Raw genomic sequence first — 11822 nt, forward strand, 5'->3', positions numbered from 1 at the left:
TTATAAGTATATAGTATGGTCATTGGTCTCATCTTTCACTCATTCCAGTCCAATGATTCCAAGAATTTCAAAATATCTTCATGAAGCTTCACTTTTTCTGGTCCAAGTGTAATGACATGACCTGATTGTTCATACCATTTAATTTGTTTTTTTTCTGATTCAGTATTGTCAAAAATGACGTTTGCAGAATCAGTATCGATAACAGTATCGAGCGTGGCTTGCACGACAAGTAGCGGTGCATAAATATGATCGATATGATCGCGCACATCATAGACTAGCGAGCGAAGATCATCGAGAGATGGCATGTTTTGCGTATGTAATGCTTCTATATCTCTATCTATTTCTTCGTCGCTTTTCCCTTCAAACTTCTTATACTCCCGTGCATATTTAAGGACACCTTCATACATAAGTTCAGTCGTTCTCATCGACATCGGCGCGCACATCGTAACAATGCCCTTCACCGGTTTGTTATACCCCAATTTGAGAGAAAATACGCCTCCGAGAGATAATCCAGCAACCGCAATCTCATCGTAGCCCGCATCCTTCAATTTATTATAACCTGCAAGTACATCTTCCCACCACTCATCGGGACCGGTGTGGATCAATTCCTCAGGAGGAACGCCATGGCCTTTGTAATGTGGTGCAAGCGATGTGTAGCCTTCCTTTTCAAGAAAACGTCCTAACATCCGAACATCCGCAGACGTACCAGTAAATCCGTGGAGCAGTAAAACTGCACGCTTCCCTCTTTCGAAAAAGAACGGTTTCGGTTGTGCAATTCTCATTTTAATCATCCTTCCTAAGAAAAGCGCAAGGCGCCTAAAAGGATAGCAGCTTAAGTGCGCCACTTCCTGTGTCATCAGCTGCTTGACCTACATCCTGTAGGCCCGCGGCAGGCATAAGTCGATCCAGAGACGTGGCGCCATTTGCCCGGGAAGGATGCAGTTCAATCCTTCCTAGTTGGATTGCTTATGACCCGAGCGGCTGGCGCCTGGAGTCTAGACACCGACCCCAGTAGAAAAAACTTATACTTTTTTCTTTTTCATAAAAAACGCCCGACCAGTTGGACGGTCAGGCGATAGTAGTCTATTTAAGTTTATACTTTCATAATGACGATAGCCAATACGACAAACGAAACGGCAAGTACAACTGTGACCCGTTGAAGTACAAGATCAAGCCCACGTGCTTTTTGTTTTCCGAAAAGTTGTTCTGCTCCACCAGAGATGGCTCCTGATAGACCTGCGCTTTTCCCAGATTGCAATAATACGACTACGATCAATGATAGTGCTACGATTACGAGCAGTGTCATCAGCAAAGCATGCATTTTGTTCCACCTCCTGATTCGAACTTCACAACAGTTTTATTTTACCAAAGACAGACTGTCGTTACAACCTATTGTTCTAATTTTAAGATAGAAGTCTTCTGAATCTCTCCTGCGAGTTTCCATACAATCTCTCAAAAATCAAATAAAAACCCGCCGAAGCGGGTCTTTATCTACACTTATTTCTTCAAGTTATAAAACGTCTTAACACCAAGATACTCAGCAGTATCATCTAGCTGATCTTCAATACGAAGCAATTGGTTGTATTTCGCAACGCGGTCCGTACGAGATGGTGCACCCGTTTTGATTTGTCCCGCGTTTGTTGCAACTGCGATATCAGCAATTGTCGTATCTTCCGATTCACCTGAACGGTGGGAAATAACAGCCGTATAGCCAGCGCGTTTCGCCATTTCAATCGCATCAAACGTTTCCGTCAATGTACCGATTTGGTTCACTTTGATAAGGATTGAGTTAGCAATTCCTTCTTCAATACCGCGTGCCAGTTTTTCTGTGTTCGTTACGAACAAGTCATCTCCGACAAGTTGGATTTTTTTGCCTAGGCGATCCGTCAATAGTTTATGACCCGCCCAGTCATTTTCATCCAAGCCATCTTCAATAGAGATGATTGGATATTTATTGCAAAGCTCTTCGTACCAATCAACCATCTCTGCAGATGTTTTCACGATACCTTCACCAGCAAGATTGTACGTGCCATCTTCTTTATTGAAAAACTCAGATGATGCAACGTCCATTGCAAGAAGAACTTCCTCGCCTGGTTTGTAGCCTGCTTTTTCGATTGCTTCAAGGATAATAGATAACGCTTCTTCATTAGAAGCTAAATTCGGAGCGAATCCGCCTTCATCACCAACTGATGTATTTAAGCCTTTTGCCTGTAGAACAGACTTCAGGCTATGGAAAATCTCAGCGCCCATACGAAGGCCTTCGTGGAATGATTCAGCACCGACTGGCATTACCATGAACTCTTGGATGTCTACGTTGTTGTCCGCATGTTCGCCGCCGTTTAGAATGTTCATCATTGGCACTGGCAATTGTTTCGCGTTAATGCCGCCTAGATATTGATAAAGGGGAATATCAAGATAATCAGCAGCAGCATGTGCGACAGCTATCGATACGCCAAGAATAGCATTTGCGCCCAACTTCCCTTTGTTCGAAGTGCCATCAAGCCTGATTAACGCTTTGTCAATCGTCACTTGATCAAGAACTGAATACGCATCTTCCAATTCTGCAGAAATGACTTCATTAACATGGTCAACCGCTTGAAGAACACCTTTGCCGAAGTAGCGATCTGGATCTCCGTCACGTAATTCTACTGCTTCATATTCACCTGTCGACGCGCCAGATGGAACGATTGCCCGACCAAATGCACCGCTTTCCGTAAATACTTCAACTTCTACTGTTGGATTCCCACGTGAATCGAGTACTTCTCTAGCTTGGATAAGTGTAATGATTGGCATGTCATTCTCCCCTTTTAAAATAATGGTGTGCCGGTCATTTCTACCGGTTGTTCTACTTGTAACAATTTTAGCATTGTTGGTGCCAAGTCTGCGAGTTTACCGCCTTCTCGCAGGACAATTTCTGATTTCGTAACAATAACTGGGACTGGGTTTGTCGTGTGTGCCGTCATCGGAGCGCCGTCCTGTGTCGTTACTTCATCAGCATTACCGTGATCAGCCGTAACGATTGCAGAACCGCCTTTAGCATGAATTGCGTCGATAATTTTACCGAGGCATTCATCGACAGTTTCAATCGCTTTGATGGTTGGTTCCAACATTCCACTATGCCCGACCATGTCGGGATTTGCGAAATTGAGAATAATTGCATCAAAACGATCTGCTTCAATTCCTTCAATAAGCGATTCCGTCACTTCGTAAGCACTCATCTCTGGTTGCAAGTCATATGTTGCAACTTTCGGTGAGGCTATCAAAATACGCTCCTCGCCTAAGAATTTATCTTCTCTTCCGCCACTCATGAAAAAAGTGACGTGAGGATACTTCTCAGTTTCTGCAATGCGCAATTGTGTCAATCCATTACGGGAAATGACTTCGCCAAGCGTATTTTCTAAGTTTTGACTACTGTAGACGACATCTGCAACAACTTCGTCACTATAATGCGTGAACGATACAAATCTCAAGTCTGTAAATTTCTTCGTTTCTTTCTCCAATTCGTCAAAAGAAATGTCTGTAAATGCACGTGAAAGCTGAATCGCACGGTCCGGACGGAAATTAAAGAACACAACCGCATCTCCGTCTTCGACAGTCGCAACGGGTTTACCCAGTTCTTCAATAACGAATGGCACGACGAATTCATCATGAATACCTTGCTTATACGACGCTAGTACGCCTGCTGTTGGCGTTGTTGCCGTTAATGCAGTGCCATCAACAATTGCACGGTAAGCCTTCTCAACACGATCCCAGCGCTTATCACGATCCATTGCATAATAACGTCCTGAAATACTTGCAAACTTACCTACGCCTAGTTCTTGCATAAACATTTCAGTCTTCTCGATGTAATCAAGACCAGATTGCGGGCTCACATCACGGCCATCAAGGAAAGCATGGACGTATACCTTATCCAGTCCGTTCAACTTCGCTAGGCGAAGGAGTGCGAATAGATGTTCATAATGGCTATGTACGCCTCCATCGGATAGTAGCCCCATCAGATGAAGTGCAGAGCCGTTTTCCTTCGCGTGTGCAACTGCTCGCAGAAGCGTTTCGTTATCAAAGAAGTCAGCTTCCCTGATCGATTTATTAATACGGGTCAGACTTTGATAGACGACGCGACCGGCTCCAATATTCAGATGCCCTACTTCAGAGTTCCCCATCTGACCTTCTGGAAGACCAACCGCTTCTCCACAAGCTGTCAGCGTTGAATGTGGGAAGTTGTTCCATAAAAGATCGTAATTCGGTTTGTTCGCCTGTGCAACTGCATTTCCAAGCTTGTCATCACGGAGGCCAAAACCATCCAAAATGATGAGCGCTACTGGACTTTTACGCATGTGCTCCAGCCTCTAGCAATTTCAAGAATGATGCAGGTTCCAAACTTGCGCCGCCGACAAGTGCGCCATCGATATGTTCCATCGTGAGAAGTTCTTCAATATTTTCCGGTTTAACACTACCGCCATACTGAATACGAATTTGGTCAGCGACTGTTTCATTGTATAATTCGCCGATTGTTGTACGGATCGCACCACATACTTCATTCGCATCTTGTGCAGTTGCCGTTTTTCCTGTGCCGATAGCCCAGATAGGCTCGTAGGCAATGACTGCTTTTTCCGCTAAATCAGCACTAATGCCTTCGAATGCTTTTTTCACTTGGCCTGCTACTAAATCCACTGTTTTGCCACTTTCCCGATCTTCAAGTGATTCTCCCACACAAACGATTGGTGTGAGCTTGTAGTCGAACGCAGCATGGACTTTTTTGTTGACGGACTCATCTGTCTCATTAAAGTATTGACGACGCTCAGAATGGCCTAGGACAACATAGCCGACGCCGATTTCTGACAGCATCGCTGGACTGATTTCGCCCGTGAATGCTCCCTCTTTTACGTCGTGCATCGTTTGTGCACCAATACCGACTGCTGAACCTTTTGTGATTTGTACAAGTTCTGAAAGGTATAGAGCAGGTGGACAAATAACTGCTTCTAATTTTTCTGAGACTGCTGCTTTTTCTTGCACTTCTTCCGCGAAACTTTTCGCTTCCTCAAGAGACTTGTACATTTTCCAGTTACCCGCAATTATTCGTTTTCGCAAAATGTTTCCCTCCTATCAATTATCGTTCAGTGCAGTGACACCCGGTAAGTCTTTCCCCTCCATGAATTCAAGAGAAGCGCCTCCACCAGTGGAAATATGATCCATTTTATCAGCTACGCCGAACTTTTCGACAGCAGCGGCTGAATCGCCTCCGCCAATAACCGTATAAGCTTTTGTTTCAGCCATCGCTTTTGCAACTTGTTTTGTACCACCATTGAATGATTCCATTTCAAACACACCCATCGGCCCGTTCCAAATGATCAATTTCGACTCATTAATAACGTCCGCATAAAGTGCAGCTGTTTTCGGTCCAATATCAAGACCCATCCATCCTTCTGGTATGGAATCCATAGGTACCACTTTCGTATTCGCCTCGTTTGAAAATGCATCCGCAACGACCACATCCACTGGCAAATACAAGTTAACACCTTTTTCTTTAGCCTTTTGAATAAATGATTTTGCTAGCTCGATTTTGTCTTCCTCAAGTAGCGAATCCCCTATTTCATGGCCTTGTGCTTTTGTAAATGTATATGATAAACCGCCGCCGATAATCAAATTATCCACTTTGTCTAATAGATGATCGATGACACCAATTTTGTCTTTCACTTTGGCTCCGCCAATAATGGCTGTGAACGGACGTTCAGGCTCTGATAATGCCTTACCGAGAATGTCCAATTCTTTTTCAAGTAGGAGGCCAGATACAGCCGGAATATATTGCGCGATGCCTGCAGTAGATGAATGCGCACGGTGTGCAGCGCCGAATGCGTCATTGACGAACAGATCAGCAAGTTCCGCAAATTGCTTCGCTAACCCTGCATCATTCTTTTCTTCCCCGGCATGGAACCTAACATTTTCAAGCAGAACGATATCGCCATTTTTCATTGTTGAAATGGTTTCCTCCACTTCTTTTCCAATGGATGAATCGAGCTTTGTTACCGGCTTGCCAATCAATTCTGCAAGTTTTTCTCCTGCAGCAGTAAGCCGCATGTCTTCATTCACTTCGCCTTTGGGACGACCCAAATGGCTTGCAAGAATAACTTTCGCACCCTGTTCTACCATATAATTAATGGTCGGAATGGCTGCACGGATCCTTGTATCATCCGTTACATGCCCATCTTCCATTGGTACATTGAAATCCACCCGGCAAAAAACGCGTTTCCCTTCAAGCTGCATATCTTTCATCGTCTTTTTCGACACCATGAAAACGCCCACCTCCATATATACTAAAAAAAAATGAGGAACGGGGTAATCCCCCCGTTCCTCTTACCCAACTATATTATAAGGGGTCTTATCACTTGTGGCTATATTTAACTGATTATAGACCTTTACTGTGCATATAAAGCGCCAAGTCTACACAACGTGCAGAATAAGCTGATTCATTATCGTACCAAGTAATTACTTTCACCATGTTGTTTTCAAGGACCATTGTTGACAGGCCATCAACAGTAGAAGATGAAGTATTTCCGTTATAATCTTTAGATACTAGTGGCAGTTCATTATAAGCTAAGAAACCTTTCAGCTCATTTTCAGCCGCATTTTTCAATGCATTGTTCACATCAGCAATTGTCACATCTTTCTCAAGTTCAGCAACAAAGTCAACGAGTGAAACGTTTGGTGTCGGTACGCGGACAGCCATCCCGTCAAGTTTACCTTTCAATGCAGGAATAACTTTCGTTACAGCTGAAGCTGCGCCAGTTGTAGTTGGAATCATGTTTTCTCCAGCTGCACGAGCACGTCTGTAATCCGAATGCGGTAAATCCAAAATGCGTTGGTCATTTGTATATGAGTGAATTGTTGTCATTAGACCGCGTTTAATGCCGAATTCATCGTGAAGTACTTTTACAACTGGTGCAAGACAGTTTGTCGTACATGATGCATTCGATACGATGTTATCAGTTTCCGGATTATACGTTTCATGGTTAACACCCATAACAAGTGTTGTGATATCCCCTTTAGCAGGTGAAGACAAGATAACTCTTTTCGCACCCGCTTCAATGTGTTTGCTCAATCCAGCTCTGTCCGCAAATACACCTGTCGACTCGATAACAACGTCAACCCCAAGTTTGCCCCACGGTAGTGCTGCAGGATCTTTTTCTGCATATACTTTCACTCTTTTGCCATCGACAATAAGCGTGTCATTATCCGAACTGACTTCTGCGTCAAATACACCATGTACAGAGTCATACTTCAACAGATGTGCAAGCATTGCCGCATCCGTTAAATCGTTTACCGCTACGATTTCAATATTCTCTTGTTTCAAAGCTTCGCGGAACACTTTACGTCCAATACGTCCAAAACCGTTAATTGCAATTTTCAATGTCATAATATATTCCTCCATGTTGTTTTTATTTTTATTTAGAAAAGCGTAAGGCCCTTGGAGCCTAGACACTGCTCTCTATTTTTAAAATTCCTTAAAGCTACATTTACACAAAGCCCATCTAAACTTATTCCCTGAAAAGACCCGTCTTAGTCATTTTTGCGTTTATTTATTGACAAGTATTTTCAGCATTTCAGTTGCGGCACCTTCATCCGTTACTAAAACCGTCTGTTTCGGCGCACTTGCCATATAGGCCAAGATAGCTTCAGCTTTACTGCTTCCGCCAGCGACTGAAATGATAAGCGGAATTTTCTCGAGATGGCCAGTCTGGATACCGATAGTCCGTAATCTGTGGACGACATTGCCTTCCTGGTCAAAATAATATCCGAATGCTTCGCCTCTAGCTCCATTGTCTTGAATCATGTCCCGTTCTTCTGTAGGCGAATTACGCATAGCCGCCATTGTTTGTGCGTCACCTACTCCATGCAAAACACAATCTGTTGTTTCGTAAAGTTCAAGCATTTTCAAAACAGAAGGTTCTTTTCGGAACGCTTCGTGGGCTACTTCGCTTAACGACTCTGGATAATAGAATGTACTATACGTACCTCCACATGCAGAGGCAAAAGAGGCCGCAATGACATTCGCCTGCAATCCAATATCATCCCCTACACCACCTCTAGCGGCGATGAACAGTAGGTTATTGGTACCGCTAAACTTTTCAATATGAAGAGGAATCGATGCAATTGTACTTCCTCCGGTCACGGCGACTATTTTGCCATCGCCAATTTTAGCGGAAAATTGTTTCGCTGCCTCCATACCAAGTAAGTTTTTTGAAACAGTTTCAGTATCGCAGTTACCCGCAACTACTTTAACTAATTGAATACCAAGAGATTCCATTAGCTTCTTTGCAATAGAAGCACGGCCCGACCAATCTTCCATAGAAGACTCAAGGGCGAGTAATACAGTCGATCCTTCAGCTGTAATTGAAGCACCGTCTTTTGCAATATTTATCAGGTTTTGACCTCTTAACATATCCATCATGGTTCGCGTTTCCCGCTCCGATAAACTTGCCATCTGACCGAGTGGACGCCTCCCAATTGGACCAGCCATTTTTACAAGCTTTAATATCCGGTATCTCTGTTGCATTAGTTCCATCATTTCAGGAACAAGCTTACTTTGTGCATCCATCAAAACGTCCAATGGCTGCCCTCCTCTAATCGAAAGGGTCGATTTCCGTCCCAGCGACTCATATAATGTCCCACATAGATCAAAAAAATACTTCTTACGTCATTATAGCTCTTTTCATTCAACATTACAATCAAAAAACAATTAATTATCAGAATAAATCAATGATATCTAAATAACCAATTGAACCATGAAGCACTGCATCGCCATTTCTTTCGATAACAGGAATCATAAACATATATTTTTCATGACTTTCATCATCGGTTTCTATATCCACCTTAGTCCACGTAAGCGGAAAATCCTCTTGGACAAGTTTCATCATTAATTCAGCTTCATCACAAAGATGACAACCAGGTTTTGTGTAAAATGTCACATGCACTCTAATGCACCTCACTACCTCAATAATACCTTCATTATAAAATAATAATGGGCAGAATGCACAGGATATTGCCTGTGCATGTCACCCGATATTCTTTACCAGCTTCGGCCTGCTCCGCCACCACCGCCGGAACCACCGCCACCGAAACCACCAAAACCGCCGCCGGAACTACCCCCACCACTTCTGCCCCCAAAAGAACCAGGGAAGAAAATTGGACTCCCGCTACGCCGTCCACCCGAACCGCCTCCGCCTCCTCGACCTCCTCTATCACTGATAACACGGAAGACAATGTAAATAATGATGAATAGGATGACGGGGAATGGAATACCGAAACCCCCATCACTTGAGTCATTATCAATAGTTGTGACGGGCACAACCGCGCCATCCCAGCCATATTCTGCTGCGATTTCATTATAGAATGATTTATATGCTTCCATGATTGCTATGTCAGGCTGTTGCTTATCCAAATAAGGAACAGCTACTTCATCTATAATACGTCCGACTTTTCCGTCCGGAAGGGCACCCTCTAATCCGTACCCGACCGATAGTTCGAAATGTCGTTTACCATCGGAGTTTTTCTCTGTTGTGACAACTAGCAAAGCTCCGTTGTTTTTTTCCTTATTGCCTAATTTAAATTCTCTGAGCTTCTCTACCGTATATTCCTCAACCGGCTCATCGCCTATGCTCGGGAGGATCAATACCGCAAGTTCCGCTGTCGTCGCATTATTTAATTGAATCCCATATTGCTCAAGTTCCGCTTTCTGTTCAGCAGATAACACATTCGCAGAATCTTGAACGACCGGAACAGCAGCATCAGCCGAAAACACTACTGAGTTTAACGATGTAAAAACAATCAGACATGCCGTCACCAATATGCGGACAGCTTTTCTAATCATTCCTTGTCATCTCCAAAATCGACATTTGGCACTTCATTTGCAGCTGCGTCGGCTTTAAAGTATTCCTTTTCATCATATCCGAAAATGGATGCAACGATTTTTCCAGGGAATCTTTTTACTTGCCTATTGTAATTGGCGACTACGTCGTTATAATCCTTACGTGCAACGCCAAGTCGATTTTCAGTTCCCGAAAGTTCATCCATCAATTGTCTGAAGTTCTCATTCGCCTTCAAATCCGGGTAGTTTTCAACGACTACGAGAAGACGGCTAAGCGCTCCGGATAAGTCAGCATTTGCATCCGCTTGTTCCACAGGCCCTTTTGCACCGGCCAGTCTTGCACGTGAATCCGCAATGTCACTGATAATCTCTTTTTCATGGCTTGCAAATCCTTTCACCGTATTCACCAAGTTCGGTATTAGATCAAGTCTCCGTTGTAGTTGATTTTCAACTTGTGCATACGCCAGGTCCACATCTTCTTCTAAATTAACGAATTTGTTATAGCTTGGAACCAGTATCATAGCCAAAACTGCAAGTATAATTACGATTACCGCAATTGGTCCTAAAACCTTTTTCATGTTAACACTCCTCACGAGTTAGTTACTTTCATTTACCCCCTCGAACACTGTGTCGAAACTTTTACTACAGTAATATATATGACGATTGAAAAGGTTTCATTTATTGTGCGGCAACGTTTTTTATTTTAGCCATAACAAAAGCGCAAGCGCCTGTTCGAAGGTTACCCACATGCCGAAAAATTCATTCTTTTCTATGTACAAAAAAGCCGGCTTCCCATGGTGGAAAGCCGGCTTTCGTACAACTTATTTAGATTCAGGTTTAGTTTTAACTCCGTCTTTCATGTCACTGCGTGTGATAATATGGTCAATTAAACCGTATTCTTTCGCACGTTCAGCTGTCATGAAGTTATCACGATCTGTATCTTTCGCAATTACTTCAACCGACTGGCCAGTACGCTCAGCAAGAATCAAGTTAAGTTTTTCGCGAATGAAAAGGATGTGTTTTGCAGCGATTTCAATTTCCGTCGCTTGCCCTTGTGCTCCACCTAAAGGTTGATGAATCATTACTTCTGCATTAGGAAGCGCATAACGTTTCCCTTTAGTACCTGCAGCTAGTAGGAATGATCCCATTGATGCAGCCATCCCAATACAAATTGTTTGGATATCAGGTTTAATGAACTGCATTGTGTCGAAAATAGCTAGACCAGCTGTAACGCTGCCGCCTGGGCTATTAATGTAAATAGAAATATCTTTTTCAGGATCTTCCGCTTCTAAAAACAGAAGCTGAGCAACGATAGAGTTTGCAACGTTGTCATCGATTGCGCTTCCAAGCATGATAATACGGTCTTTTAATAGACGAGAATAGATGTCATAAGCACGCTCACCACGGCTAGTCTGTTCAATTACTGTAGGTATTAGATTCATTCCATTTCCTCCTTCAAGGTGGATAGTATAGTCTGCCTATTGAAACGTAACTTCGTTTCAACTGTAACTTTATCATACATAGTATGGTCAACGATGGTCAAATATAACGCTTTCAAAATAAACATTGCATTCACACAGTAACACTAGTATAATAATAATTGTCTGCTGCCAAAACAGCTCGACCTAACGCCCTCGTGGTGCAACGGATAGCACGTGAGCCTCCGAAGCTTAAGATGTGAGTTCGATTCTCGCCGAGGGCATATAATAAGTTAATAGAGCTTGTAAACGTTGTTTTTTCAACGTTTACAAGCTCTATTTTTTTGATTAATTCCATTGAATATGGATGTGCATGAAAATTTCAAGTACAAACTATATATAAATCCTAGCCGGTTTAAAGTTTTATCTCCTAAAATGCCCACGTTGCACTTAAGGTGTCTTTTGCTCTCAACTCATTTAATTCAATTGCATAGTTCCTCATTTCCGTTTCATTAGTCCAATGACCAGTTTTTACTGAAACA

General features: G+C 43.0%; 12 protein-coding genes and 1 tRNA gene. 1 reads left to right on the forward strand and 12 read right to left on the reverse strand.

What is annotated here, in order from left to right; translation table 11 throughout:
• Window positions 1-35: 35 nt before the first annotated feature.
• The 12 genes from FQ087_RS19545 to clpP all read right to left on the reverse strand — a co-directional run bounded on the left by FQ087_RS19545 (window position 36) and on the right by clpP (window position 11304).
• Window positions 36-782, reverse strand: coding sequence for an alpha/beta hydrolase (locus tag FQ087_RS19545; protein WP_149582278.1), 747 nt, complete (start codon window positions 780-782; stop codon window positions 36-38).
• A gap of 311 nt (window positions 783-1093) precedes the next feature.
• Window positions 1094-1321 (reverse strand): preprotein translocase subunit SecG, encoded by a 228-nt coding sequence (gene secG, locus FQ087_RS19550; RefSeq protein WP_149582279.1) that lies wholly within the window; start codon window positions 1319-1321, stop codon window positions 1094-1096.
• A 176-nt stretch (window positions 1322-1497) separates the two neighbouring features.
• The gene (gene eno / locus FQ087_RS19555) at window positions 1498-2793 is read right to left on the reverse strand and encodes a phosphopyruvate hydratase (protein WP_149582280.1); all 1296 of its coding nucleotides are present in this window, start codon (window positions 2791-2793) and stop codon (window positions 1498-1500) included.
• A 14-nt stretch (window positions 2794-2807) separates the two neighbouring features.
• Window positions 2808-4334, reverse strand: a complete 1527-nt coding sequence (gene gpmI / locus FQ087_RS19560; RefSeq protein ID WP_149582281.1) for a 2,3-bisphosphoglycerate-independent phosphoglycerate mutase — start codon at window positions 4332-4334, stop codon at window positions 2808-2810.
• Window positions 4327-5088, reverse strand: coding sequence for a triose-phosphate isomerase (gene tpiA / locus FQ087_RS19565; RefSeq protein ID WP_149582282.1), 762 nt, complete (start codon window positions 5086-5088; stop codon window positions 4327-4329). Before tpiA ends, gpmI begins: the two co-directional genes overlap by 8 nt.
• 15 nt (window positions 5089-5103) lie before the next feature.
• Complete coding sequence (locus tag FQ087_RS19570) at window positions 5104-6285, reverse strand: phosphoglycerate kinase (RefSeq protein ID WP_188006833.1); 1182 nt, start codon at window positions 6283-6285, stop codon at window positions 5104-5106.
• A 118-nt stretch (window positions 6286-6403) separates the two neighbouring features.
• On the reverse strand, window positions 6404-7411 hold the full coding sequence (gap, locus tag FQ087_RS19575; RefSeq protein ID WP_149582284.1) for a type I glyceraldehyde-3-phosphate dehydrogenase: 1008 nt from the start codon (window positions 7409-7411) through the stop codon (window positions 6404-6406).
• A 159-nt stretch (window positions 7412-7570) separates the two neighbouring features.
• Window positions 7571-8605: a sugar-binding transcriptional regulator gene (locus tag FQ087_RS19580; RefSeq protein ID WP_149582285.1), complete on the reverse strand. Its 1035-nt coding sequence runs from the start codon at window positions 8603-8605 to the stop codon at window positions 7571-7573.
• A gap of 136 nt (window positions 8606-8741) precedes the next feature.
• Window positions 8742-8969, reverse strand: a complete 228-nt coding sequence (locus FQ087_RS19585) for a glutaredoxin family protein (protein WP_149582286.1) — start codon at window positions 8967-8969, stop codon at window positions 8742-8744.
• Window positions 8970-9064: 95 nt separating this feature from the next.
• Entirely contained in the window at window positions 9065-9865 is an 801-nt protein-coding gene (locus FQ087_RS19590) for a TPM domain-containing protein (protein WP_149582287.1), read from the reverse strand.
• Entirely contained in the window at window positions 9862-10440 is a 579-nt protein-coding gene (locus FQ087_RS19595) for a LemA family protein (RefSeq protein WP_149582288.1), read from the reverse strand. Before FQ087_RS19595 ends, FQ087_RS19590 begins: the two co-directional genes overlap by 4 nt.
• 243 nt (window positions 10441-10683) lie before the next feature.
• Window positions 10684-11304 (reverse strand): ATP-dependent Clp endopeptidase proteolytic subunit ClpP, encoded by a 621-nt coding sequence (clpP, locus tag FQ087_RS19600; protein WP_149582289.1) that lies wholly within the window; start codon window positions 11302-11304, stop codon window positions 10684-10686.
• A gap of 188 nt (window positions 11305-11492) precedes the next feature.
• Here clpP and FQ087_RS19605 point away from each other — a divergent pair.
• Window positions 11493-11564 (forward strand) — tRNA-Arg (locus FQ087_RS19605).
• Window positions 11565-11822: the final 258 nt, after the last annotated feature.

Origin of the sequence: Sporosarcina sp. ANT_H38 (assembly GCF_008369195.1) — a bacterium.
In the GTDB taxonomy this organism is placed as follows: Bacteria; Bacillota; Bacilli; order Bacillales_A; family Planococcaceae; genus Sporosarcina.